General features: G+C 37.1%; 24 protein-coding genes and 1 riboswitch. Of the genes, 10 read left to right on the top strand and 14 right to left on the bottom strand.

The window, feature by feature from the left end; genetic code table 11:
- Nucleotides 1-70: 70 nt before the first annotated feature.
- Nucleotides 71-1006 carry a homoserine O-acetyltransferase MetA gene (gene metA / locus ACQKOG_RS19785; protein WP_427448073.1) on the top strand — a complete coding sequence of 312 codons (936 nt, stop codon included), beginning with the start codon at nt 71-73 and terminating at the stop codon, nt 1004-1006.
- A gap of 75 nt (nt 1007-1081) precedes the next feature.
- Here the strand turns inward: metA and ACQKOG_RS19780 are convergent, their stop codons facing one another.
- From ACQKOG_RS19780 to plsY, 7 genes are all read right to left on the bottom strand, one after another.
- A complete protein-coding gene (locus ACQKOG_RS19780) occupies nt 1082-3034 on the bottom strand; it encodes an endospore germination permease (protein WP_427448072.1) in 1953 nt (650 codons plus the stop codon).
- Nucleotides 3035-3260: 226 nt separating this feature from the next.
- Nucleotides 3261-4955 carry an endospore germination permease gene (locus tag ACQKOG_RS19775; protein ID WP_427448070.1) on the bottom strand — a complete coding sequence of 565 codons (1695 nt, stop codon included), beginning with the start codon at nt 4953-4955 and terminating at the stop codon, nt 3261-3263.
- Nucleotides 4956-4993: 38 nt separating this feature from the next.
- The gene (locus tag ACQKOG_RS19770) at nt 4994-5227 is read right to left on the bottom strand and encodes a hypothetical protein (protein ID WP_402874997.1); all 234 of its coding nucleotides are present in this window, start codon (nt 5225-5227) and stop codon (nt 4994-4996) included.
- A 3-nt stretch (nt 5228-5230) separates the two neighbouring features.
- Nucleotides 5231-6430 carry a Ger(x)C family spore germination protein gene (locus tag ACQKOG_RS19765; RefSeq protein ID WP_370076533.1) on the bottom strand — a complete coding sequence of 400 codons (1200 nt, stop codon included), beginning with the start codon at nt 6428-6430 and terminating at the stop codon, nt 5231-5233.
- A gap of 14 nt (nt 6431-6444) precedes the next feature.
- Entirely contained in the window at nt 6445-7980 is a 1536-nt protein-coding gene (locus ACQKOG_RS19760) for a spore germination protein (protein WP_370076531.1), read from the bottom strand.
- A 127-nt stretch (nt 7981-8107) separates the two neighbouring features.
- Entirely contained in the window at nt 8108-8398 is a 291-nt protein-coding gene (locus ACQKOG_RS19755; protein WP_370076529.1) for a HesB/YadR/YfhF family protein, read from the bottom strand.
- A 19-nt stretch (nt 8399-8417) separates the two neighbouring features.
- Complete coding sequence (plsY, locus tag ACQKOG_RS19750) at nt 8418-9020, bottom strand: glycerol-3-phosphate 1-O-acyltransferase PlsY (RefSeq protein ID WP_370076527.1); 603 nt, start codon at nt 9018-9020, stop codon at nt 8418-8420.
- Nucleotides 9021-9714: 694 nt separating this feature from the next.
- Between plsY and parE the strand changes: the two genes are divergently transcribed.
- The 7 genes from parE to ACQKOG_RS19715 all read left to right on the top strand — a co-directional run bounded on the left by parE (nt 9715) and on the right by ACQKOG_RS19715 (nt 18393).
- Nucleotides 9715-11691, top strand: a complete 1977-nt coding sequence (gene parE, locus ACQKOG_RS19745; protein WP_370076525.1) for a DNA topoisomerase IV subunit B — start codon at nt 9715-9717, stop codon at nt 11689-11691.
- Nucleotides 11688-14114, top strand: coding sequence for a DNA topoisomerase IV subunit A (parC, locus tag ACQKOG_RS19740; protein WP_427448066.1), 2427 nt, complete (start codon nt 11688-11690; stop codon nt 14112-14114). Before parE ends, parC begins: the two co-directional genes overlap by 4 nt.
- A 464-nt stretch (nt 14115-14578) precedes the next feature.
- Nucleotides 14579-14688, top strand: a riboswitch (TPP riboswitch).
- A gap of 181 nt (nt 14689-14869) precedes the next feature.
- On the top strand, nt 14870-15865 hold the full coding sequence (locus ACQKOG_RS19735; RefSeq protein WP_402874986.1) for an ABC transporter substrate-binding protein: 996 nt from the start codon (nt 14870-14872) through the stop codon (nt 15863-15865).
- A 1-nt stretch (nt 15866) separates the two neighbouring features.
- Nucleotides 15867-16157, top strand: a complete 291-nt coding sequence (locus ACQKOG_RS19730; RefSeq protein WP_370076519.1) for a thiamine-binding protein — start codon at nt 15867-15869, stop codon at nt 16155-16157.
- On the top strand, nt 16157-16927 hold the full coding sequence (locus ACQKOG_RS19725; RefSeq protein ID WP_370076676.1) for an ABC transporter permease: 771 nt from the start codon (nt 16157-16159) through the stop codon (nt 16925-16927). The genes ACQKOG_RS19730 and ACQKOG_RS19725 overlap by 1 nt, the downstream gene beginning before the upstream one ends.
- Nucleotides 16905-17654 (top strand): ABC transporter ATP-binding protein, encoded by a 750-nt coding sequence (locus tag ACQKOG_RS19720; RefSeq protein WP_427448063.1) that lies wholly within the window; start codon nt 16905-16907, stop codon nt 17652-17654. The genes ACQKOG_RS19725 and ACQKOG_RS19720 overlap by 23 nt, the downstream gene beginning before the upstream one ends.
- The gene (locus ACQKOG_RS19715; RefSeq protein ID WP_427448061.1) at nt 17644-18393 is read left to right on the top strand and encodes a TatD family hydrolase; all 750 of its coding nucleotides are present in this window, start codon (nt 17644-17646) and stop codon (nt 18391-18393) included. Before ACQKOG_RS19720 ends, ACQKOG_RS19715 begins: the two co-directional genes overlap by 11 nt.
- Here the strand turns inward: ACQKOG_RS19715 and ACQKOG_RS19710 are convergent.
- On the bottom strand, nt 18359-18811 hold the full coding sequence (locus ACQKOG_RS19710) for a hypothetical protein (RefSeq protein ID WP_427448059.1): 453 nt from the start codon (nt 18809-18811) through the stop codon (nt 18359-18361). The genes ACQKOG_RS19715 and ACQKOG_RS19710 overlap by 35 nt on opposite strands.
- Entirely contained in the window at nt 18804-19073 is a 270-nt protein-coding gene (locus ACQKOG_RS19705; protein WP_427448057.1) for a hypothetical protein, read from the bottom strand. Before ACQKOG_RS19705 ends, ACQKOG_RS19710 begins: the two co-directional genes overlap by 8 nt.
- Nucleotides 19074-19197: 124 nt before the next feature.
- On the opposite strand from ACQKOG_RS19705, the gene ACQKOG_RS19700 reads away from it, so the two are divergent.
- Nucleotides 19198-19773, top strand: a complete 576-nt coding sequence (locus tag ACQKOG_RS19700; protein ID WP_427448055.1) for a TetR/AcrR family transcriptional regulator — start codon at nt 19198-19200, stop codon at nt 19771-19773.
- 13 nt (nt 19774-19786) lie between these two features.
- Entirely contained in the window at nt 19787-20209 is a 423-nt protein-coding gene (locus ACQKOG_RS19695; protein WP_427448053.1) for a DUF5360 family protein, read from the top strand.
- On the opposite strand, the gene ACQKOG_RS19690 is transcribed toward ACQKOG_RS19695, so the two are convergent.
- The 5 genes from ACQKOG_RS19690 to ACQKOG_RS19670 form a co-directional block, all read right to left on the bottom strand.
- A complete protein-coding gene (locus tag ACQKOG_RS19690; RefSeq protein WP_370076509.1) occupies nt 20206-20388 on the bottom strand; it encodes a hypothetical protein in 183 nt (60 codons plus the stop codon). The two genes, ACQKOG_RS19695 and ACQKOG_RS19690, sit on opposite strands and share 4 nt — an antisense overlap.
- A 100-nt stretch (nt 20389-20488) precedes the next feature.
- Nucleotides 20489-22033 carry a solute symporter family protein gene (locus ACQKOG_RS19685; protein ID WP_370076675.1) on the bottom strand — a complete coding sequence of 515 codons (1545 nt, stop codon included), beginning with the start codon at nt 22031-22033 and terminating at the stop codon, nt 20489-20491.
- Nucleotides 22034-22041: 8 nt separating this feature from the next.
- Nucleotides 22042-22380 (bottom strand): DUF485 domain-containing protein, encoded by a 339-nt coding sequence (locus ACQKOG_RS19680; protein ID WP_415730631.1) that lies wholly within the window; start codon nt 22378-22380, stop codon nt 22042-22044.
- Between the two features lie 489 nt (nt 22381-22869).
- Nucleotides 22870-24423: a solute symporter family protein gene (locus tag ACQKOG_RS19675; protein ID WP_370076505.1), complete on the bottom strand. Its 1554-nt coding sequence runs from the start codon at nt 24421-24423 to the stop codon at nt 22870-22872.
- Nucleotides 24424-24759: a DUF485 domain-containing protein gene (locus ACQKOG_RS19670; protein ID WP_370076503.1), complete on the bottom strand. Its 336-nt coding sequence runs from the start codon at nt 24757-24759 to the stop codon at nt 24424-24426.
- Nucleotides 24760-25080 lie beyond the last annotated feature (321 nt).

Genomic DNA, 25080 nt, shown 5'->3' with positions numbered 1-25080 from the left:
ACTTTGCGCAGGGCCCGTGCATTGATTAATTGATTTTAACAGAGAGAAATAACAGAGAGGGGAATGCAAGATGCCAATTAATATTCCGAAAAACTTACCAGCTGGAGAACATTTACGTGAGGAAAAAATCTTCGTAATGGAAGAGGACAGAGCGAAAACTCAACAAATTCGTCCGTTAAATATATTAATTTTAAACTTAATGCCAGAAAAAGAAAAAACAGAACTGCAATTACTTCGTTTATTGGGGAATACACCATTACAAGTGAATATTACATTTTTAAATACAGCTACGCATGAATCAAAAAATGTTAGTAAATCACATTTACAGTTATTTTACACGACTTTCAATCAAATTCGTCATCGCCGCTATGATGGCATGATTATTACGGGTGCACCAGTAGAAAAAATGGAATTTGAAGAAGTGAACTACTGGCAGGAAATTTCTGAAATTATGGATTGGTCCAAGACAAACGTAACATCGGTTTTACATATATGTTGGGGTGCACAGGCAGCGTTATATCATCATTACGGTATTGGTAAAATTGGGCTGCCTGCTAAATGCTCAGGTGTATATTCGCATGTTATTACGGATTTAACAGTGGACTTAGTACGTGGCTTTAGTGATTCATTTACTGCACCACATTCACGTTATACATCCGTATCAATTGATGAAGTACTTAGCCATCCCGATTTACGATTACTATCTTATTCTGAAGATGCTGGTGTTTTCATTGTGCAATCTAAGGATAATAAAAACATTATGATTACTGGTCATCTTGAATATGATGCAACAACTTTAGCTGATGAGTATAGTCGTGATGTTGCGAAAGGATTAGATATTGATGTACCAGTAAATTATTTCCCACATGATAATCCTGCAAATGAACCGATTAATACTTGGCGCGCCCATACACATTTATTATTCTCGAATTGGTTGAACTACTATGTTTACCAAGAAACACCATACGAATGGGATTTTGTCGATCAGATTGAATATCATATTTAAAACCGCTCAATTACAATAAAGAAAAATGATGACTTTGATATTTCAGGGTCATCATTTTTTCACGCCATTATGCTGTTAATTTTCTGATGAATTTTTATTTCTATCACTGCTTGGAGTATTGCCGGTATCGCTATCATTCTGTGTAGTATTGTTGCTACTATCACTCTGCGAAGGATTTTCGCTGTTACTTGCACTTTGAGTAGAATTATCGTTATTACTACTACTTTCATTTTGAGTAGTATTACCGGCATTGCTACTACTTTCATTTTGAGCACAATTATCAGTATTACTATTACTTTTTTGTGTAGCTTTTCCGCCATTGTTACTTGCACTTTGAGTAGAATTATCGTTATTATTACTACATTCATTTTGAGTAGTATTACCGGCATTGCTACTACTATCACTTTGAGTAGAATTATCGTTATTACTAATACTTGTACTTTGAGTAGCATTTCCGTCATTGTTGCTACTTTCGTTTTGAGTAGAATTATCGTTATTACTACTACTTTCATTTTGAGTAGTATTACCGGCATTATTGCTACTTTCACTTTGTGTAGCATTTCCACCATTACTGCTACTTCCACTTTGAGAAGAATTCCCGCCATTGTTGCTACTATTACCCTGAGTAGAGTTTTCGTCATTACTATTACTTTCACTCTGTAAAGAGTTTCCGCCATTGTTGCTACTATCATTTTGAGTAGAATTACCGTTATTACTACTACTTTCACCTTGAGTAGCATTTCCGCCATTACTGCTACTATCACTCTGAGTAGAATTACCGTTATTACTACTACTTTCACCTTGTGTATCATTTCCAGCATTGCTACTGCTATCACTCTGTGAAGAATTATCGTTATTAGTATTACCTGCACCTTGAGTAGCATTACCGTTATTACTACCATTTTCATTCTGTGTACTACAATTACTTTTTGTATTATTACCGTTGATTTTGCGAATCTTCGCGACAAGTAGTAAAACTAATGGTAATAAGATAGCGAAAATAAAGGAAAAAATAGGCCAGGTTTCTTTATTGTAAATTTCTGAATGAATGATACTAGGATGAACAATTTGTGAAAGTCCAAGGATAATCATTCCGAATGGAAAAATGAGCGGTCGATGATTGTTAATTTTACATATTTGTGCGATGCCGATGACCCCAGCGTAAAAAAACATAAAAGTTTTAATATAAATTGATATTATCCACATTGCTGCCATAATAACTTCAATACGCTGCAAAAAATTCCCGATTGAAATTCTTTGGGCTAATGAATAGCTAGGAAATGTCCTAGAAGCAGTATTTGTTGGACCTAGGACAAGGATAGCCAGTGTGATGATAGCAATTAAGACAATCCCTCCAAGAATTGTGCCAATGTAAAAACCTTTTTGGGCTGATTCATGGACGTTAACAGAAGAAGGAAAAATCATTAACAATATGACAAGTGGCAATGAAAAAATACTCATTAATCGAATAATACTAAAGAATAATGATTTTGCTGGTACTTCCATTATTGGCTGTAGATTTTCCATATGGACGGATGGTGAAATACAAACTACAAAAAAAATAAAAATTAAAATAAACATTGCGAATAGTATTTCTGCAGAACGGGCAAAAACTTCAATTCCTAGAAATGCTGCATAAATAATGATAATACTGAACAGAAAAGCAAAGGCCATCATAGGTGTTTCTGGCATAATTTCTGTTTTCATGAAAATGCCAATGAAATATAATAATTCACCAGCAGAAAGAAAGGATAGAATAATAAAGCCAATCGAAGTTATTTTTCCGAAAAAACGACCTAATATCTTTTCATTAGCCTCTACAAATGTAAGGGTAGGTGTCCGTTTTCCTACAGTAACGAAAAGCTTTATTAAGAGTAAACTTAGAACGACACTAATAATCGCTGCAATCCAGGCATCTTGTTTCGCTTCACTTGTTACACTAGCAGGGCTAATTAAAATAGCTGTCCCAATTGAAGAGAGAAGGGTAATGATCATAAATTGTCTTGAGCTAATTATTTCTTTTTCCATATGAACGCTACCCCTTTTCTCTTAACATAAAGTTCCTTATTATTTTATCAAGGAGACAATTAAATCTTTAATTGGTGAAATGGGCTTGGAATTTTGATCCTTAATGGACCTCAATATTTAATGCAGCGACGATCAATAAAAAAATCGAAAAAATAACAATTGTTTTTGTTTCTTTATTTTTAAAAATTTTGGAATCATTCGTTTGATTCCTTTTTTTGCTATGCTGTTAACTTTCTGGAGAATCTTTATTTTTATCACTGTTTGGAGTATTCCCGGTATCGCTATCATTCTGTGTAGTATTGCTTGAAGCGTTATCACTTTTGCTCGGTGAAGGATTTTCACTATTACTGCTACTTTCATTTTGAGTACAATTAACGTTATTACTACTACTTACACCTTGTGTAGCATTTTCGCCATTGCTAGTACTATTACTCTGTGAAGAAGTATCGTTATTACTACTACTTTCACCTTGTGTATCATTTCCGCCATTGCTAGTACTATTACTCTGTGAAGAAGTATAGTTATTATTGCTACCTGCACCTTGTGTATCATTTCCGCCATTGCTAGTACTATTATTCTGTGAAGAAGTATCGTTATTATTGCTACTTTCACCTTGTGTATCATTTCCGCCATTGCTAGTACTATTACTCTGTGAAGAAGTATCGTTATTATTACTACTTTCACCTTGTGTATCATTTCCGCCATTGCTAGTACTATTACTCTGTGAAGAAGTATCGTTATTATTGCTACTTGCACCTTGTGTAGCATTTCCGTTATTACTACCACTTTCATTCTGTGTACTACAATTACTTTTCGTATTATTTCCTTGATTACCGTTAATTTTGCGAATCTTCGCGACAATTAATAAAACTAATGGTAAAAAAACCATGAAAACGAAGGAAAATATAGGCCATGTGTCTCTATTGTAAATATCTGAATGAATGATATTAGGATGAACAATTTGTGAAAGTCCAAGGATAATCATTCCGAATGGAAAAATGAGCGGTCGATGATTGTTAATTTTACATATTTGTGCGATGCCGACGACCGCAGCGTAAAAGTACATAAAAGTTCTAATATAAATTGAAATAATCCACATGGTTGCCATAATAACTTCAATACGCTGCAAAAAATTCCCGATTGAAATTCTTTGAGCTAATGAATAGCTTGGAAATGTCCTAGCTGCTGTATTTGCCGGACCTAGGACAAGGATAGACAGTGTAATGATAGTAACTAAGACAATCCCTCCAATAATTGAACCAATGTAAAAGCCTTTTTGTGCAGATTTTTGGACGTTAACTGCAGAAGGGAAAATCATTAATAATATGACAAGTGGGAATGAAAAAAGACTTATAAATCGAATCATACTAAAGAATATTGATTTTTTTGGCGTTTCCAATATTGGCTGTAAATTTTCAATCTTGATGGATGGTGAAATACAAATTACAAAGAAAATAAAAATTAAAATAAATACAGGAAATAGTATTTCTGCAGAACGGGCAAAAACTTCAATTCCGAGAAATGCAGCATAAATAATGATAATACTGAACAGAAATGCAAAGGCCATCGTAGGTGTTTCTGGCATGATTTCCGTTTTCATGAAAATTCCAATGAAATATAATAATTCACCTGCAGAAAGAAGGGCTATAAGAATAAAGCCAATCGAAGTTAATTTTCCGAAAAAACGACCTAGTATCTTTTCATTAGCCTCTATAAATGTAAGGGTAGGTGTCCGTTTTCCTAGAGTAACGAAAAGCTTTATTAAGGGTAAACTTAAAACGACACCAATGATAGCTGCAATCCATGCATCTTGCTTTGCTTCGATTGTTACACTAGCAGGGAGAATTAAAATGGCTGTCCCAATTGAAAAGAGAAGGGTAATGATCATAAATTGTCTTGAACTAATTATTTCTTTTTCCATATGAACGAAACCCCTTTCTCTTAACATAAAGTTCCCTCTTATTTTATCAGGGAGACGATTAACTCTTTAATAGGTGAAAAAATAAAGGTAATCAAATCAAGTGGGCTTGGAATTTTGATTCTTAATGAGACCCCAATATTTAATGCAGCGCCGATCAATAAAAAAATCGAAAAAATAACAATCGTTTTCGTTTCTTTATTTTTTTTTAATTTTGGAATGAAGGCAAAGGCAATAACAGCAGAAATTATTAGTATGAATATCGTCATAATCATGGCTTATTCTCCCTTCGTCTTATTCACTAATGAGTTTTCCATCGTTCCTAATCCTTGTGTGTTGACATGTACTTTAACTTTGACTGGTAACTCTTGAAATATCGTTAGCCAGTCTTTTTTGATTTTTTTCCACTCTTTAGGATTTGTGCGATGAAGTTCTTCACCAAAACCAAAAATATCGACCTGGTAATTTTGTTGAACTGAACGAATTGTTTCTTCGATTCGTTTTTTAATAAGTTCTTCTGTTTTTTTATTTATTAAGTGAATCGATTTTTCTTTCGTAAGGTCTATATTACATAGAACTTCTCCGACATTTTGGTTAACATCTATAACAACATCGATTTTGGGAGCTCCATTTTCAAATTTACCTTTTACTTTCGTCTTTGAGTGAGTAATCTCTGTTGCTAACGTACCACCCTTAGGGCAAGCAAGAATTTCAATTGTACTGTCTATTTTGTCCTTTAAAAAACCTAGGCTTCTACTCTCATCTTCCGTTAAAAGCCCAATGAGTTTACCTTCTTTAAAAACAGCTAAGCCCGCATACTTCAATAGCACAGGAGATTTCGATCTTTTAACATTCGTTTGCTCCTTGCCAATATTTTTATCCCCCTGTATTTCAATAGCAGACATGACTACACTAGTTTCTTTAGTATTTAAAGTATTGATTAATTCATCAATTTTTATGGATTCGGTTGTACCCCAAGTTTTCTCTGACGTTTTAAGAGAATTTAGTAATTTATTTGCTGGTACTTTTTCGATAGGTGTTAATACATTTAATACTTCATCGGCAGTCGCGTCATGGGCAACGATGACATCGAAATCATTTCTGAATTCATGATCTCTTGAAACCAAATCTAACGGTTCGTTAATTCCTTCTTCTGCCAATTCGTTACCGAGCACAACTATTTGAAGATGAGCAAAATAAAGTTTTCTAGCTGTTACTGTTGTCATTTTTCTAATGGCCTCAAAGACCGTTGCCCCTGTTGAATGATAGGTAATAACAGGTGATCGTCCTGAAGAAGGCTGTTTTGAGGAAATTTCACCAGTATCCACAACTTGAACAGTTATTTCAAATTCATTATCTACTTTATCTATACCTAATGCTGCGACAATCGCTAATTCATTGAGTTCACGCTTACTCCAACAACCACCTAAAAGCAAAGTAACAATCATTAGTAAACAGAGTGCTTTAAATTTTGACATAGTTCATTCCTCGTTTAATTCCTTTTTTTCGTATCGAAATATTTATGACCCCTGACAGTATTTTTTTGACTAATTAAGCGTGGTCGAGTCAATAAAGCTCTACGAGGGAACAACACTAGTGCGTCTTTTTGATCTTTTAGAATTAATGGGCCGAATGGACTTAAATATGGAACACCAAAAGTTCGTATGCTGCACATGTGTAGGACGATGATCATAAGGCCTAACATTACACCAAACAATCCAACAATTGCTGCTAAAATCATTAATGGAAAACGAAGAGCACGAACGGTATTTGATAAGCCATAAGCGGGGAATAAAAAGCTACAAATGGCTGTTAATGCTACAATAATAACCATTACGGCTGATACAATTCCAGCTTCTACGGCAGCTTGACCGATCACTAATGTTCCAACAATGGATACGGCTGGTCCAATGGTTCTAGGCATTCGAAGACCCGCTTCTCGTAACACCTCGAATGCAACCTCCATAATGAGTGCCTCTACAACGGCGGGGAAGGGGACTCCTTCTCGTTGAGATGCAATACTTATCAGCATAGGGGTTGGTAGCATTTCTTGATGGAAGGTAGTGATAGCTACGTAAAGAGATGGTGCCACCATGGCTAGGCTAATTCCGAAAAACCTCAAAAGGCGTACAAGAGAACTAATCATCCAATGCTGATAATAATCTTCAGCAGATTGTAAAAAGGCTGTAAAAAGGGCAGGTACAATTAGGACAAACGGTGAACCGTCCACTAAAATAGCAATTTTTCCGTCTAATATTTCGCCAGCTATAACATCAGGTCGTTCAGAATTATAAACTGTAGGGAATATCGAGGATTTTGAATCTTGAATAAAATCTTCGATGTAGCCACTTTCTAAAATACCATCAATATTAATACGGTCTAAACGGGCAAGAACCTCAGCTACTATTTTGTCATTGGCAACGCCATTTAAATACATAACAGCAACATCCGTTTTTGTTACTTCACCGACAATACGAGACTTGATCCAGAGATTTGGACTTTTTATTTTTCTACGAACCAGAGCAGTGTTCGTACGTAATGTTTCCGTAAAGGATTCCCTTGGACCTCTAATGACCGACTCTGTAGATGGCTCCATAACGGCTCTATCTTTTGCACCTTGAGTACTTGTAACGATACCAGTAGAAGATTCATCTAATAAAATAACCGTATTACCATTCAAAATTGAATTGTACAGTGCTGAAAAATGAAAAATATCATTAACATCGCCGACTGTTAAACAAGAATCTCTTAAATATCGGATAATCTTTTCTACTTCTGCATCATGATTATCCTCAATATCAAGCATTAGTTTATCAATTACAGCATTAGAAATGCTTATTTTATCGGATAGGCCATCTACATAGATGATCGCTAACGTAAATTGTTCAGCTTTTCCAATGGTAATTTCTCGTATGACAAGGTCATTACTATTCCCAAGTGTGTTTTTAATCAACTTTAAATTTTGAGAAAGAGAACTATATAGTTGGTCATTGTTTTGGGAGGTATCAGTAATTTTAGAAATAGACATTTTCATTTCCTCCTCAAGTTTTACATAACTATATAATGTACAACTTTGATAGAAGATAAACCAAGGTTGGAATTGAATTCAAATAAAAAACAGTGTTCCTTTCGTATATACGAAAGGGAACACTGCTTTATTTTTTATACTCATATTTTAATTCGTCATTTGTAACATCCACATCTACATATAAACTGTGATCATTGAAAAACCATATATCTTTTTCATCTATATAGTAGGTAACATCGTCAATAACTTTCTTAACACCAATGTTGATTGGTTCTTCGCGTGTCATGCCTAGAGAAAAGCCTTCATGAAAAGGACTGGAACCACCATATCTAGCATAAAAACGAATAGTATCTCCGGATTCTACTTCCATCTCTTGTTTGAACCATTGTAGGGCCTCATCTGTTAGTACGATATTCATTAGAATGTTCCTCTCCTCGTTACAGCCATTTCACCTTTGGCTCGGTACCATTTTTAATGCGGGCAATATTTGCTCGGTGACGGTACATGATAAAAGTAAATAAACATGCTACTAAAATACCTAACGCAAAATCGCCTGTAACAAAATAATATACGATTGAATAAATAAGTGCTACTAAAGCGGCAATCATAGAAGTTAAACTTACAATCTTCGTTATTTTTAATGTTACAATAAAAGCAATAAATAGTAAGACAAATAGTGGCCATGAATATCCTAAGAGAACTCCAGCTGATGTTGCTACCGCTTTCCCTCCACGGAAACCTGCAAAGATAGGGAACATATGACCAATAACGGCTACTAGTCCAAGTATTAGCGAGTGGATAGAGACATCAGAGAATAGAGGAAGAGCTACAAGTAATACGGCTACTGTACCTTTTAAGACATCCATAATCGTTACGACTATTCCTGCTTTTTTTCCTAAAATACGAAAAGTGTTTGTCGCACCTAGATTACCACTTCCGTGTTGACGAATATCAGTTTTATAAAAAACTTTGCCTATCCATAACCCAGAAGGGATCGAGCCGATTAAATAAGCACATAAAATAATAAGTCCATTTAGCATAGCTGGACTCCTTTCATCCATAGATTATTACTTGGTACTAATAATATGTAATAAATATTCTACACTTTTTCTCTACAATCTACAATGTCATGAAGGAGATTTCTTCGTGTATCTTGAATTCATTATAAAAGATAACTATTTTTCAAGGATTTTTATATGTAGTTGAATATGTGTTAGGCTTTTTGACATGATTCATGTTGGTTGCATGAAAGCCCTTTCTAAAAATATAGGTATAAAGGCAATTTTGTCAATCATCCATTCCTTTGGTAGAATAGAAGTCTATCTTTAATTTCTAGAGTAAGTTAGTATGAATTTTCTAATAGACAGAAGAAACCTATTAAGTACTGAATTGTATATTTTTCAGGGGATATTCAAATGCTTCTGTATGGAAGAACAAAACCTATAGCGATTGGTATCGTTTTGAAATGAGAGTAATGACCAGAAGATAGCCCTATGTTGTTTCATTTATGCAACTAATGTTTACGATCCTGCGTCAAGGGAATAGGATAGTTAGTAATACATATTAAAGCAACTATTGCAACTTTTTCTTTCGGTAAAAAGCTCAAAACGACAAAGCTGTGAGGAAATTTTAAAAATTTATTGGGTCTGTCACTAGCTATTGACAGGAAATGCTATTATTATTAGGAAGAGAACATAAATAGAACATGCGTTTTGTTTTTTGGAGGGGAAATTTTTGGCGAATAAACAGTCACCAAGCGTCTATAATGATGACGCCATTCAAGTATTAGAAGGATTAGAAGCGGTACGAAAACGACCCGGCATGTATATCGGTTCTACAGATGGCCGTGGACTTCATCACCTAGTATATGAAATCGTAGATAATGCGGTGGATGAAGCACTGGCTGGCTTTGGTTCTCATATCATTGTCCATATTCATAAAGATCAAAGTATCAGCGTTCGAGACTTCGGCCGTGGAATGCCAACAGGTATGCATAAGATGGGGAAACCCACTCCCGAAATTATCTTTACTGTCTTACATGCTGGTGGTAAATTCGGGCAAGGTGGCTATAAAACAAGTGGTGGCTTACATGGCGTAGGTTCGTCTGTTGTTAATGCCTTATCTACTTTTTTAGAAGTAACGATTCACCGCGATGGTAAAAAGTATCGTCAACGTTTTGAAAACGGTGGCCATCCTGTGACGACATTAGAAGAAATTGGACAAACAAAGCAGACAGGAACGCTTGTTCATTTTCTGCCAGATGACACGATTTTCTCTGTAACAAAATACAATTATGATACGCTTGCAGAACGATTACGTGAGTCAGCGTTTTTATTAAAAGGCTTAAAAATTGAGTTAATCGATGAACGCGAGGAAGGCAAAGGTGATGTTTTCTTTTATGAGAACGGCATTGAAGCTTTCGTTGCGTATTTGAATGAGGAGAAAGACGTACTTCATCCTGTTAAGTATGTGGAAGGGATTCAAGACGAAATTGAAGTTGAATTCGCCTTTCAATACAACGATGGCTACTCAGAAACAATCCTTTCATTTGTTAACAATGTGCGTACACGAGATGGTGGGACACATGAAACTGGTGCCAAGGCGGCTTTAACACGTGTTTTTAATGAATATGCACGAAAAATTGGCCTGTTAAAAGATAAAGATAAAAATCTTGAAGGGACAGACATTCGAGAGGGCTTAGCAGCGATTGTTTCTGTTCGTATACCAGAGCATTTATTGCAATTCGAAGGTCAAACGAAGGGGAAACTTGGGACAAGTGAGGCACGCTCGGCAGTAGATAGTGTTGTTTCGGAGCAAATTTTATATGTGCTTGAGGAAAACGCTGAATTGTCTGCATCACTTGTTCGTAAAGCTATTCGTGCGCAGCAAGTACGTGAAGCGGCTCGTAAAGCACGTGAAGATGCACGAAACGGCAAGAAGAGCAAAAAAGCAAGTACCATTCTTTCTGGAAAATTAACACCTGCACAATCTCGAAATGCGGCGAAAAACGAGCTGTATTTAGTCGAAGGTGACTCTGCAGGTGGCTCTGCAAAACAAGGGCGAGATCGTACGTTCCAAGCGATTTTACCTTTGCGAGGTAAAGTTATTAATACAGAAAAAGCAAAGCTTCAGGATATTATGAAAAATGAAGAGATTTCAACGATTATCCATGCCATTGGTGCTGGCGTCGGAACAGATTTTTCTGTCGAGGATGCAGCGTATGACAAAGTCGTTATTATGACCGATGCTGATACGGACGGAGCGCATATTCAAGTGCTGCTACTAACATTCTTCTATCGTTATATGCGACCATTGATTGAAGCTGGAAAGGTATTTATCGCATTACCACCACTTTATAAAGTATCAAGAGGCACTGGTAAAAAAGAAGTGATTGAATATGCTTGGACCGAAAATGATTTACAAAAGGCCATTAAAAAAGTTGGTAAGGGTTACATATTACAGCGCTATAAAGGTCTTGGTGAGATGAATGCTGACCAGCTGTGGGATACGACGATGAACCCTGATACGCGTACATTAATTCGTGTAACGATTGAGGATGGTGCACGTGCTGAGAGACGTGTGACAACATTAATGGGCGATAAGGTAGAGCCGCGCCGTAAATGGATCGAAGCTAATGTAGACTTCGGTATGGAGGATGATTCAAATATTTTAGAAAATGAATTCATCCAACAAGAGGAGGACCAAGCATGAGTAGTACGGAAAAATTCCAAGATTTACCCTTAGAAGAAGTGATGGGTGACCGCTTTGGTCGCTATAGTAAATATATTATACAAGACCGCGCGTTGCCTGATGCACGTGACGGTCTTAAGCCTGTGCAACGACGTATTTTATATGCGATGTTTACAGAGGGCAATACGAACGAAAAACCATTCCGTAAATCAGCCAAAACTGTCGGTAATGTTATCGGTAATTATCACCCACATGGTGACAGCTCCGTATATGAAGCAATGGTGCGCATGAGTCAGGATTGGAAGGCGCGCCATATGCTTATTGAAATGCATGGGAATAACGGCTCTGTTGATGGTGACCCTCCGGCAGCGATGCGTTATACAGAGGCAAGGCTTTCTGCAATTGCAGCGGAAATGCTCCGTGATATTGGCAAGAAAACTGTTGAATTTGTACCGAACTTTGATGATCAGGATATGGAGCCAACTGTTTTACCTGCTCGTTTCCCGAATTTACTAGTCAACGGCTCAACTGGTATTTCGGCTGGATATGCGACAGATATCCCTCCTCACGCACTTGATGAGGTGCTAGATGGTGTTCTCATGCGCTTAGATAAGCCGAACACTACTGTTGATGAATTAATGACTGTAATTAAAGGGCCTGATTTCCCAACAGGTGGGATCATTCAAGGTGTCGATGGTATTAAAAAGGCGTATGAGACTGGTCGCGGTAAAATTATCGTGCGCGCTCAAGCAGTCGTGGAGCCAATTAAAGGTGGCAAAGAGCAAATCGTTATTACGGAATTACCGTATGATGTCAATAAAGCAAATCTTGTGAAGAAAATCGATGAACAAAGAGTGGATAAACGACTTGAAGGAATTGCAGAAATTCGCGATGAATCGGATCGTACCGGCCTACGTGTTGTCATTGAACTGAAAAAAGATGTTCCAGGACAAGGGATTTTACAATACTTGTTCAAAACAACTGATTTACAAGTAGCCTATAATTTTAATATGATTGCTATCCATAATCGTCGTCCGACAATGATGACATTGCCATTGTTACTGGATTCTTATATTGCCCATCAAAAGGAAGTTGTGACGAACCGCTCCGTTTATGATTTACAAAGGGCTAAAGATCGTTCGCATATCGTTGATGGCTTGATTAAGGCGCTTTCTATTTTAGATGAAGTTATTGCTACGATTCGTTCGTCTAATGATAAACGAGATGCGAAAACGAATTTACAGGTGAAATTTGACTTTACAGAAGTGCAATCAGAGGCGATCGTTAGCTTGCAATTATACCGATTAACGAATACAGATATCACAGAGCTTCGCCATGAACAGGATGAACTAAATAAACTGATCGCCAAGCTTGAAGGTATTCTTAATAGTGAAGCAAAGCTTGTACGTGTTATTAAACAGGAACTACTTGACATTAAAAAGCGCTTTGCAGAGCCACGTCGTTCAAAAATCGAACAAGAAATTGAAGAAATCAAAATTACGTTAGATGTCCTTGTCCCAAGTGAAGAGGTCGTAGTGACTGTCACAAAGGATGGCTATATTAAGCGTACATCTACACGTTCACATGCAGCTTCGAATGGTCAGGATTTTGCGATGAAGGATTCCGATTATTTATTATATGAAGCAAATTTAAATACACAGCATCATCTACTGCTGTTTACAAATCGAGGCAATTATATTTATCAGCCTGTCCATGAACTACCTGATATTCGTTGGAAGGATCTTGGTCAGCATATTTCTAGTATTGTGCCGACAGGGGAAGATGAATCTATTATTGCTGTATATGGTTTTGAGACATTTGAACAGGCCAATACGTATATTTTAACGGCTACGAAAGATGGACAAATTAAACGCTCACCTGTAGCAGATTATGCTGTTACACGTTATTCTAAACCAATCAAAACGATGAATGTTAAGTCAGGCGATGAAATGATTTTTGCAGGTATCGTGACAGACGAAGTAGAACTAATGTTAACAACAGATACTGCCTATGCTATTCGTTTCCCAATGGAGGAATTGCCAGTAACGGGTGTGAAAACAGGCGGTGTCAAAGGGATTACGCTGAAAGACGGAGAAGCATTAGTCGGCATCAATGTTTTACCGCCAAATGCCACGGCATATGTTGCGATTGTGACACATCGTGGTGCGGTGAAGAAAATGAATGTTGCCGAGGTAGAGATGACGAGTCGTGCAAAACGTGGCTTAAAAGTGTTAACGGAATTAAAAGCGAACCCACATCGTATCGTGGCTGTAGTCAAGGTAACTGATGAGGAACGGCTAACAATCGAAACGGAAAAAGGCGTGCAAGAGATCCTTGATGTACAAGCATTAACTCGAGCAGATCGCCATTCCAATGGCTCCTTTAAAGTGGATATAGCTACAGACGGTGCTATTTCACATGTCTTTACGGTCAAAAAAGAATAGAAATAAAACTGATTTTATAGCCCATGCTCCTTAGAGAGCTGGGCTTTTTTTCTATATAGGAATCAAAAGAAAGGGTAGGTGTATAGTGACAATAAAGTTTTTAGGCAAATTGGTGAATCGGGTGTAGCTTTACAAGTAAGTTGTTATGAAGATTACTGATTCTTATTCAACGTCTTACTACTAAAAGCAAAAATTAAAAACCACAAAAGGTTCTTGATTTGATTATCAACAATAGTATTTAACAGTGCCTATTAAAACTTCGAACAATATACCGCTTCTTGATTTCAGGAGGGGATTCCTTTTAAATAAAAAATGTTTTACCAAAAAAACGGTGAATATTCTCAGGAAATGGAATTGTTGAAGAGAAAGATGAGGCTTTAAATTATATTTACGGGGCTTTCAGAAAACAGAGCCTTGTCATTTACGGATAGATATGGGTATAATAATCACGAAAAGTTCATATGGAAAGAATGTAGGGGGGCTGGTGTTGCCAGCTGAGATTGTGTCCGATAGACGCTGACTCTTTGAACCTGATTTGGCTCGTACCAGCGTAGGGAACATCTATTCAAAAAGTAAAAGTTTTTGATATTGATTACAAAACGTCTGGGAGGAATCCTAGGCGTTTTTTATGTTTTCAGACTTTTATTCATGCACAGACTTTGGGTTTGGGTGTAAACAGACCGTGAATACGCTTTCTTCTGGTAAACACATTCATTTATGAACAATTTCACACTACTTTACTTGGAGGATTCAGCATGAAAAAATGGTTATTGATCCTGTTGGCTACACTGTTAACATTAGTGGGCTGTAGCGAAAAAGAGGATAAAAAGGATACTAAGGGATTAACAAAAGTATCAGTCGTTCTCGATTGGACACCGAACACAAATCATACAGGTTTATATGTTGCGAAAAAACTTGGCTTCTTTAAGGAGCAAGGCTTAGATGTCGATATTTTATTACCTGGCGAAACAGGTGCTGATCAGCTTGTGGCGTCTGGCAAGGCTCAGTTTGGCGTAAGTTATCAGGAAGGGATTACACAGGCCCGTGTGCAAGATGTACCTTTAGTATCGATTGCAGCGATTATTCAGCATAATACTTCTGGCTTCGCATCCATTGCATCAAAAGGCATTTCGTCACCAAAGGATTTTGAAGGTAAAACATACGGTGGCTGGGGTGCACCACTTGAAAAGGCTGTACTACAATCACTTATGCAAACAGAAAATGCGGATATTAATAAGTTAGATATTGTCAATGCAGGCGATATAGATTTCTTCACAATGATGAAAAAAGATATTGATTTTGCGTGGATCTATTATGCATGGACAGGTATCGAAGCAGAACTACGTGGCGAAAAACTGAACATGCTATATTTAACAGATTATAGTGATCAGTTAGATTATTACACGCCTGTACTCGCTACAAATGAAAAAATGATTAAGGATGATCCTGAGACGGTCAAAGCATTTGTCGCTGCTGCAGCAAAGGGCTATGAATATGCGATAATACATCCGAATGAGGCAGCTGATATTTTACTAGAAGCTGTACCTGATTTAGATAAAAACCTTGTGCATAAAAGTCAGGAATGGCTAGCAGATAAGTATCAAGACGACGCTAAACAATGGGGCGAGCAAAAGCTAGCTGTCTGGGAAAACTACGCGAAATGGATGGCCAGCAACAAAGTTTTAGAGGGCGAATTTAACGCAGTACAAGCATTTACAAACGACTTTTTACCGAAAAAGGAGACAAAGTAATATGGCAAACTCATTAATAAGTGTACAAATTATCCCGAAAACTGAAAAATATGAGGATGTGATCCCATATGTCGATGCAGCGATTGCGGTTATCGACGCTTCAGGAGTTAAATATGAAGTGCACCCGTTAGAAACGACAATGGAAGGTGAGCTACCGGTTTTATTACAAATCATTGAAAAAATGAATGACAAGATGATTGAGCTGGGCGCGATCAATGTCATCACGCAAGTGAAAATTTTATATCAGCCATCTGGTATTACAATGGGTACATTGACGGAGAAATACCAGTGATGAGGCAAGCTTTCAAACAAGGAAGGACGATAATTTTTATCGCCTTCCTCTTATTCATATGGGAACTAATTGTCCGCTTTGCTGATACTCCACATTGGCTTTTGCCTGCACCGAGTGCCATTTTGAAAGAAGGTTTTCAATCGTATGAGACGTTTGTGCCACATGCTTTAGCGACTGTTCAATTAGCACTTCTTGGTCTAGCTATCGGGATAGTATGTGGGCTAACGGTTGCCGTGCTATTACATCGTTTTACGTTTGTGCGGGAGCTATTTTATCCTATTCTGATTATGTCACAGAATGTCCCGGTGCTCGTTCTAGCACCACTCTTAATCATATGGTTTGGCTTCGGTTTATTGCCAAAGCTCATTATTATTTGTCTTGTGTGCTTTTTCCCTATTGTTATTTCGGCAATGGATGGCTTTCGTCAAACTTCGCCTGAGCTGAAGCATTATTTTAGGATGATTGGTGCAACGAAAGCACAAACCTTTTGGAAGCTTGAATGGCCTTATGCGTATCCAGCGATTTTTTCAGGCGTAAAGATTGCGGCAACCTATAGCGTCATGGGAGCTGTCATTGCGGAATGGTTAGGTGCGAAAATGGGGATTGGTGTTTATATGACATTAGCACAATCTTCATTTCGAACGGATCGCGTGTTTGTAGCTATTTTTGCTATCGTATTTTTAAGTTTACTATTATTTAGTGCTATACAATTGTTAGAAAAACTTGTTGTGAAGGGGAGAGGACTCCATGCTAAGCATTCAAAACATTGATAAATCCTTTGATGCTCTTCCGGTTATTCGCAATTTATCGTTTGAGGTCAAGGACGGGGAATTTGTGGCGATTATCGGACCGTCAGGCAGTGGAAAAAGTACACTCTTTCAATTAATTGGTGGTGTTACTTCTATTGATAAGGGTGCTATTTTATTAAACGATACAGATATCCAGAAAAAAAGAGGGACGATTGGCTATATGCCTCAGCAGCCGTGTTTATTACCATGGCGTACGATAGTAGAAAATGTCACGATGGTCGAGGAGCTTCATAGAAAACCAAACGTGAACTTGGCCAAGGAATGGTTAGACAAAGTTGGGCTTGCAGCGTTTGAAAATGCGTATCCCAATGAGCTGTCAGGGGGTATGCAACAGCGTGTATCGTTTATTCGTGCCATTGTTAGTGATAAGCCCATCTTATGCTTAGATGAGCCGTTTTCTGCACTTGATGAGTTTACAAGGCTTGAAATGCAGGCGTGGCTTTTATCGATATGGGAGGAATATCGAAAGTCTATATTATTCGTTACACATAGTATCGAGGAAGCTCTGTTTTTAGCTGATCGTATCATTGTACTCACGAAACGACCAGCGACAATGAAAAAGGAAATAATCGTACCTTTTGCAAGGCCACGCCAAGAAGAAATTCGTCATTCCGCTTCGTTTACGGCTTTGAAGCAACAGTTATTCACGTATTTAACAGAAAAAAAGGATGAAGCGAATGTTGATTGATGCACATATTCATTTAGATCAGTATAAGGAAAACGATATACCAACTTTACTAGAGGAAGTTGAACATGTCATTGCCGTTAGCATGAATCTTCCATCGTGTGAAAAGACGTTGAAACTGTCGAAAGCCTATGCAAAGGTAAAAGCAGCGTTTGGGTTTCATCCCGAACAACCGTTACTTAGTGATGAGGAGGAAGACGCGTTATTCGAGTGGATACGCCAACACTCTGATGAAATGGTAGCAATTGGCGAGGTTGGATTGCCTTATTATTTGAGGCAGGAGAAGGCGATTGATGTTCGTCCGTATGTAGCATTGTTAGAACGGTTTATTGTATTGGCAAAGGAGTTAAATAAACCGATAGTGTTACATGCTGTTTATGAGGATGCGGCGATTGTTTGTGATTTGCTAGAAAAACATCATGTAACGAAAGCGCATTTTCATTGGTTTAAAGGCGATGAGGAAGTGATTGAACGGATGATTTCTAAAGGGTATTTCATTTCTGTCACGCCTGATTGTACGTATGAGGCAGAAATTCAACAACTTATTAAAAAATATCCAATCGAACTAATAATGGTAGAAACAGATGGGCCATGGCCGTTTGAAGGTCAGTTTGACAATAAGAGAACATCACCTTGGATGATGGATCATTCCATCGAGGTTATCGCTTCGATAAAGGGGCTTACAATACAGGAAGCGGCGCGCATCATCACAAGAAATACGACAAAATTTTATAATTTATAGCAAATAACGCAGCTGCTCTTTTAAAGGGCAGCTGTGTTTTTGTTAAAAGTAATAGAATCGCTGATAAAACGTTGAACATCGCTGATAAAAGAGCCAGAATCGCTGGTAAAACGTTGAACATCGCTGATAGAAGTGCCAGAATCGCTGATAAAACGTCGAACATCGCTGATAAAAGAGCCAGAATCCCTGATAAAACGTCAAACATCGCTGATAGAAGAGCCAGAATCGCTGGTAAAACGTTGAACATCGCTGATAAAAGAGCCAGAATCGCTGATAAAGCGTTGAACATCGCTGATAGAAGAGCCAGAATCGCTGATAAAGCGTTGACCATCGTTGATAAAAGAGCCAGAATCGCTGGTAAAACGTTGAACATCGCTGATAGAAGTGCCAGAATCGCTGATAAAACAAGCTCAAACATTGCTGATAAAAAGAGCCAGAATCGCTGATAAAACGTCGAACATCGCTGATAGAAGTGCCAGAATCGCTGATAAAGCGTCGAACATCGCTGATAAAATAGCCAGAATCGCTGATAAAACGTCAAACATCGCTGATAGAAGAGTTAGAATCGCTGATGAAACGTCAAACATCGCTGATAAAAGAGCCAGAATCGCTGATAAAAGCATCAAACATCGCTGATAAAAAATTACAGAATCACTAACTTTGGTTACGCTGGTGTTCATAGGAATCTCTCGCTATTAAGCGAAGCGGGGTAGTTCAATTGACATTATTTTCATTTGGTACTATAATTAAATGGAAAACAAGGAAAATAAAAACGTTTTTTAGTTTTCCGGAAGGTAGTTGATCATGTTGAAAGCTAGAATTTTAAAGGTATCAATTAGTGAAGCTGAACGAAAAGGATTCCGATTTACGATGGGGGAGCTAGCAAAACAGCTTGGTATGAGTACTAAAACATTGTATGGATATTATCCCTCAAAGGAAGAACTGCTAAATGAAATGATTGATCTTGCCATTGATGAACTGAAAATGAAAGAGAAAGAAATTCTGCATGATGCAACGTTAAATCTTGTAGAAAAACTACAAAAAAGTCTTGTACTAATTCCGGCTGATTTTAAGTTTGCTCAGCTCAAATATTTAGAGGAACTTCAACGCTATTATCCAAAGCAATGGGAAACTCTTGATGAATTTATTCATGAACAATGGGCAGGTATCTTTTCGTTAATAGATGAAGGAATTGCAACAAATAAAATACGTCCCTTTAATAAAGAGATCTTTATAGAAGTCTATATTGGCGGGCTTTATCGATTGATGGAACATGCATCCCAAAACAGAAATATGATTTCACTTCAGGATACAATGCAGGAAATGGTGGACATTCTTATGCTTGGTATTCTAAATGGTAACGTTAACGAAGAAAACTAAATGGGGGCTGTAAATGAGTAAAGCTTTAAGAATGCTATTTTTAGGTACAGATTTCTTTTTTATACTCTATTGGTTTGTCACTTTTTTTCATTTGATTCCAGAAGAGTATTTATATCAAGATTATCAAAATGAATTATTAGTTATATGGAATTGGTCGTTTTTCCCGCTAGATATTTTAATTTCAGTTAGTGGTTTTATAAGTCTCTATCTATTTAAAATAAAAAATGAAAAGTGGAGAACATTTACCTTATTATCTCTGACACTAACAAGTTGCTCTGGATTACAGGCGATTGCTTTTTGGACAATAAAGCTTGATTTTGATCTTATGTGGTGGATACCTAATCTTTTTCTTTTACTTTATCCATTGTACTTTATACCAAAACTGATTACTTCTAAACATCAAAATGTCTCATTACAAGCAAAACACAACCACTAATCGTCTTCAACGTGGTTGTGTTTTCTGTGCTTTGTAAAATTTTGTTCAATATTTTCTTTTTTCGTTTTCGTTACACGCTCATGTGTACTGAAAGGGGAAGATTGACGATTTTTTTCAACGTCCTTCCCTTTAGTGCGTTTTATATGCATGCGTTTCTTTTTTGCTTTTGAGTTTGTCATGTTACCTTACCTCCAACTATCATTTGTAAATATAGTACCGAATACGGAAGAAAAAGTAAAACCTCGTAAGTATTTAACTTACGAGGCGATTGTCCTATTATTAGTGAGATACGTCTTGTACAGAAATACCTGTGTTTGCTTTAACATCCACTTCACGATATTTCTTAGCATCTGATTCCTTAGAAAGTAATGTTCCGATGAGACCCCCAAGGAAGCCAAGTGGTACAGAAATTATTGCTGGGTTCGTTAACGAAATTAACGGATTCCCAACGAAAATTGCTTTTCCTTCAACTGGATTCCAAAGGTTTGGTGAAACTGCAACAAGAACTAAAGCAGAGATTAAACCTGTCAACATTGCTGTAATAGCACCAGCTGTATTAAAGCGTTTCCAGTAGATAGTATAGATGATTACAGGTAAGTTAGCTGAACCTGCAATACAGAATGCAAGTGATACTAAGAACGCTACGTTTAATGTTTGTGCACCAAGTGCTAAAAGGATTGAAATAACAGCGATTGTGATAGAACCGATACGAGCTGCAAGTACTTGCTCTTTCTCTGTGATTTTGCCTTTTTTAATGATTTGACCATAAATATCATGCGAAAGGGCAGATGCGCCAGAAAGTACAAGACCAGCTACTACCGCTAAGATTGTTGCGAAAGCTACCGCACATACGAATGAGAATAGAATGTCCCCACCAAGTGCTTCTGCGAGAAGTGGAGCAGCCATGTTACCCGCCGCGTTTGCTTCAATAATTGCTTCTTTACCAACGAATTTAGCTGCACCGAATCCTAAGAAGATTGTAAGAATGTAGAAGATACCTACAATCCAAGTAGCCCAAATAACAGAGGAACGAGCAGTTTTCGCATCTTTTACTGTAAAGAAGCGCATTAGGATATGTGGAAGACCAGCTGTACCTAATACTAAAGCGATTAACATTGAAATAGTATCAACGCCATTTTGATATTTAAGACCTGGGTTCAAATAAGCTGCACCGCTATCAGTTGCAGTTTCCATTTCTTTGAACATCGTTGCAATACTAAAGCCGAACTCTTTTAATACTAAGAATGAAATAATAACTGTACCTAACATTAAAAGACAAGCTTTAATAATTTGTACCCAAGATGTTGCAGTCATACCACCGAATAGTACGTAAGTCGTCATCATAAAACCTACGATTAGAACGGCAACCCAATAGTCGATTCCTAAAAGTAATTGAATAAGTGCTCCTGCACCAACTAGTTGTGCAATCATGTAGAATAAGACAATCGTAATAGTGCTTAAAGCTGCTGTACCACGAACTTTAGAGCTATCAAAACGCGCTGTGATCATGTCAGCTAATGTAAATTTACCAAGATTACGTAATGGCTCAGCGACGATGTATAGAACCACTAAGTAAGCTACTAAATAACCGATAGAGAAGAAGAATCCATCAAATCCAAATAATGCAACTGCTCCAGCGATCCCTAAGAAAGATGCTGCTGATAAGTAGTCACCAGCGATGGCTAGTCCATTTTGCCAGCCTGTTAACCCACCGCCTGCAGTATAGAAATCACTTGCAGAAGAAGTTCGTTTTGATGCCCACCATGTAATAACTAATGTTAAACCAACAATGGCTACGAAGAAGAATATGGCTGTAAAACTCATTCCGTTATTCATCGGCGGCCACCTCCGTTTTCGTATTCAGTGATAATCGCCTTTGCCTCTTTATCAAAGCTATTTGCTTTTGCTACATATAAGTGACATAAGCACCAAGTCATGATGAATAACCCTGCTGAATATACCCACACCCAAGTAATTTCCCCAAATGCCTTTTGGTGTAGTACTGTCGTGTACGAAGTAAGAATTGGAAGCAACATGTATGCTGCTAAGAAGAACACAGTCATTGACCAAAGAAATGATTTCTTTCTTCGCACAAGCGCTTTAAACGACTCTTGATTTGCAATCGCATCATAATCAATCATGATGCTCTTATTGCCTTGATTGTTCCCCATTAACATTCCCCATTTTGTGTTTATTTTTACTGCTTAAAGACTCAATTTTGCTAGATTAGTGAATTCACATCTTCATTTTATGAGACAGTTCACAAAATTGCAATACTTTTCAGAAAAAATTATAAAAAAATAGTTTTTGAAAAAATAGTCTTAAAAGAGAATATACAAGACAAATGTAAGAAATAAAAGGGTTTTGGAAAATTCTGATAAATAAACGAAGTTAGGTCAATTCTAGATTTCCGAGCGGAAAATATGGTTGGAATTTCAAAAGGGAAATGATTTTTTATAAAAAATAAACACTATTTACTCAGTGAAAATCGTTTTTTTTTGAAAGAGAATAGTATTGTTCGATAAATAAATTGGCAATTTTTTTATAATAAAAAGTTAAAAAACCCGATAAAAAATCGAGTTTTTTAACTTGATATTTTTATTATGAATGATAGGACGATTGATATAGCCTTTTGCAATTATTTGGATTGCAGAAAGTGATCAATGAGAGATATCAGAAACAGATACACCTGTGTTTGCTTTCACACGAATTTCCTTGTAAATACGATCTGCTTCTTCCTGTGGTACTTTGCTAGAAGATAGAACAGTGCCTAAATAACCTGCGATAAAGCCAAGTGGAATTGTAATGACCGCTGGAACTGCTAACGGTACGATAGGATTACCAACAAAAATAGCTGCACCTTCAACAGGACTCCATACATTCGGCCCCATAGCACCTAACACTAAACATGATACTAAACCAGTTACCATCGCAGTTATAGCACCTGTTGAATTGAATTTTTTCCAGTAAATTGTGTAAAGAATAACTGGTAAGTTTGCTGAAGCACCGATACAAAATGCAAAGGATACTAAGAACGATACATTCAAGTTTTGCGCAAATAATGCAAGGATAATGGATACAATGGCAATAGAAATCGAGCCAGTACGAGCGGCTACAACTTGTTGCTTTTCTGTTAATTTACCATCTTTAATGATTTCTCCATAAATATCATGGGAAATCGCAGAAGCTCCTGTTAAAACTAAGCCCGAAACAACTGCTAAGATGGTTGCGAATGCTACGGCACCGATAAATGCCATTAACACATCACCGCCCAAATAATTAGCAAGAAGTGGGGCTGCGGTGTTACCAGCTTTACTTTCAGCAAGAATTTTATCGATCCCTACAAAATTTAATGCGCCAAAGCCTAAGAAAATAGTTAATGAGAAGAAAATAGCTGTAATCCAAGTTGTCCATGAAATAGAAGAACGAGCAGTTTTGGCATCTTTAACAGTGAAGAAGCGCATTAAAATATGCGGTAACCCAGATGTACCTAAAACAAGCGCCATCATCATCGAAACCGAATCAATTGAACTTGTATATTTCATCCCTGGTACAAGGAATTTCTCGCCATGATCCACAGCGATCGTATCAAACATTTTCATAAGAGAGAAGTCGAATTTAATTAATACTAAAGTAGCTAATACGCCTGTCCCAAATAAAAGAAGGCTAGCTTTAATAATTTGCACCCAAGAAGTAGCTGTCATGCCACCGAATAATACATAAGTAGTCATCATAACACCTACGATTAACACTGCAATCCAATACTCAATACCAAATAATAGTTTAATAAGGGCACCTGCACCTACTAATTGTGCAATCATATAAAGGATTACGATGATAATTGTTCCTGACGCAGCAACCCCGCGAATGCGTTTTTCATTAAAACGGGCAGTAAGCATATCTGCTAAAGTATAACGACCTAAATTTCGCATCGGCTCCGCAATTACATAAAGAAGCACTAAGTTAGCTACTACATAGCCTACAGAGAAGAAGAAACCATCAAAACCAGTTAACGCAATCGCACCGGACACGCCAAGAAATGCAGCCGCAGATAAGTAGTCACCAGCGATCGCAAAGCCATTTTGCCAACCTTTAAGACCGCCACCAGCTGTATAAAAATCAGCCGCAGAAGATGTACGTTTCGCTGCGATATATGTTACTACAAGAGTTAAACCAACGATTGCTAAAAAGAAACCAACGGATACTAAGTTCATTTATTTTCCACCTTTCGCCTGATACTCAGCTAGTACTGCTGCCGCAGCTTTATCGAATGAAGAAGCTTTTTTCACATACACTGTACAAAGTACGATTGTCATAATGAATAATCCTGCTGAATAAACCCAAACACCCGTAATATTTCCGATAATTTTTTGTTGTAGTACAGGTTGGAAAGCGAGGATTGGTAACAAAATATAAAGTGTTAAAAATATTGCTGTAATCGAGAAAAGGAAGGTATTCTTCTTTTTCACGAACTTGTTGAACGATTCCATAGCTTCAATTGCGCTATAGTCAACTGAATCTATACTTTTGTTCTCAGAAATGTTTGCCATTATTATTCCCCCTAAAGTGATATATTTCTTTCTTAAACGACATATTTCTTTATTGCTCGTCGTTATACTCACTTATTTTATGGGGAAGATTCTTATAATGCAATACTAAATTTTGAGTTTTTTAAATTTTTAATAATTTCCGAATCGTGGAAATAACGTAGAAATAATAAGGATTTAATAGAAATAATCCGTATGAAAGAGAATGGTATTTTTTTATAGAATAATATTCCTATAATAGTTTGATAATGATAATTGTGAATGTAGGAGAAAATTTGAACATGAAAGAGAATTTTCAAGAATTTATTATTGTGTCTTCGTATA

Source organism: Lysinibacillus sp. NPDC093216, from assembly GCF_050280325.1.
Lineage (GTDB): Bacteria > Bacillota > Bacilli > Bacillales_A > Planococcaceae > Lysinibacillus.
Note: the sequence above shows the minus strand (reverse complement) of the source record. Positions and strands in the feature narration are given on the sequence as shown.

Excerpts from the sequence above, each read along its gene's own strand:
- metA (WP_427448073.1), top strand. The coding sequence starts at position 71 with ATGCCAATTAATATTCCGAAAAACTTACCAGCTGGAGAACATTTACGT.
- ACQKOG_RS19780 (WP_427448072.1), bottom strand. The coding sequence starts at position 3,034 with ATGGAAAAAGAAATAATTAGCTCAAGACAATTTATGATCATTACCCTT.
- ACQKOG_RS19775 (WP_427448070.1), bottom strand. The coding sequence starts at position 4,955 with ATGGAAAAAGAAATAATTAGTTCAAGACAATTTATGATCATTACCCTT.
- ACQKOG_RS19770 (WP_402874997.1), bottom strand. The coding sequence starts at position 5,227 with ATGATTATGACGATATTCATACTAATAATTTCTGCTGTTATTGCCTTT.
- ACQKOG_RS19765 (WP_370076533.1), bottom strand. The coding sequence starts at position 6,430 with ATGTCAAAATTTAAAGCACTCTGTTTACTAATGATTGTTACTTTGCTT.
- ACQKOG_RS19760 (WP_370076531.1), bottom strand. The coding sequence starts at position 7,980 with ATGTCTATTTCTAAAATTACTGATACCTCCCAAAACAATGACCAACTA.
- ACQKOG_RS19755 (WP_370076529.1), bottom strand. The coding sequence starts at position 8,398 with ATGAATATCGTACTAACAGATGAGGCCCTACAATGGTTCAAACAAGAG.
- plsY (WP_370076527.1), bottom strand. The coding sequence starts at position 9,020 with ATGCTAAATGGACTTATTATTTTATGTGCTTATTTAATCGGCTCGATC.
- parC (WP_427448066.1), top strand. The coding sequence starts at position 11,688 with ATGAGTAGTACGGAAAAATTCCAAGATTTACCCTTAGAAGAAGTGATG.
- ACQKOG_RS19735 (WP_402874986.1), top strand. The coding sequence starts at position 14,870 with ATGAAAAAATGGTTATTGATCCTGTTGGCTACACTGTTAACATTAGTG.
- ACQKOG_RS19730 (WP_370076519.1), top strand. The coding sequence starts at position 15,867 with ATGGCAAACTCATTAATAAGTGTACAAATTATCCCGAAAACTGAAAAA.
- ACQKOG_RS19725 (WP_370076676.1), top strand. The coding sequence starts at position 16,157 with ATGAGGCAAGCTTTCAAACAAGGAAGGACGATAATTTTTATCGCCTTC.
- ACQKOG_RS19720 (WP_427448063.1), top strand. The coding sequence starts at position 16,905 with ATGCTAAGCATTCAAAACATTGATAAATCCTTTGATGCTCTTCCGGTT.
- ACQKOG_RS19715 (WP_427448061.1), top strand. The coding sequence starts at position 17,644 with ATGTTGATTGATGCACATATTCATTTAGATCAGTATAAGGAAAACGAT.
- ACQKOG_RS19710 (WP_427448059.1), bottom strand. The coding sequence starts at position 18,811 with ATGTTTGAGCTTGTTTTATCAGCGATTCTGGCACTTCTATCAGCGATG.
- ACQKOG_RS19705 (WP_427448057.1), bottom strand. The coding sequence starts at position 19,073 with ATGAACACCAGCGTAACCAAAGTTAGTGATTCTGTAATTTTTTATCAG.
- ACQKOG_RS19700 (WP_427448055.1), top strand. The coding sequence starts at position 19,198 with ATGTTGAAAGCTAGAATTTTAAAGGTATCAATTAGTGAAGCTGAACGA.
- ACQKOG_RS19695 (WP_427448053.1), top strand. The coding sequence starts at position 19,787 with ATGAGTAAAGCTTTAAGAATGCTATTTTTAGGTACAGATTTCTTTTTT.
- ACQKOG_RS19690 (WP_370076509.1), bottom strand. The coding sequence starts at position 20,388 with ATGACAAACTCAAAAGCAAAAAAGAAACGCATGCATATAAAACGCACT.
- ACQKOG_RS19685 (WP_370076675.1), bottom strand. The coding sequence starts at position 22,033 with ATGAGTTTTACAGCCATATTCTTCTTCGTAGCCATTGTTGGTTTAACA.
- ACQKOG_RS19680 (WP_415730631.1), bottom strand. The coding sequence starts at position 22,380 with ATGGGGAACAATCAAGGCAATAAGAGCATCATGATTGATTATGATGCG.
- ACQKOG_RS19675 (WP_370076505.1), bottom strand. The coding sequence starts at position 24,423 with ATGAACTTAGTATCCGTTGGTTTCTTTTTAGCAATCGTTGGTTTAACT.
- ACQKOG_RS19670 (WP_370076503.1), bottom strand. The coding sequence starts at position 24,759 with ATGGCAAACATTTCTGAGAACAAAAGTATAGATTCAGTTGACTATAGC.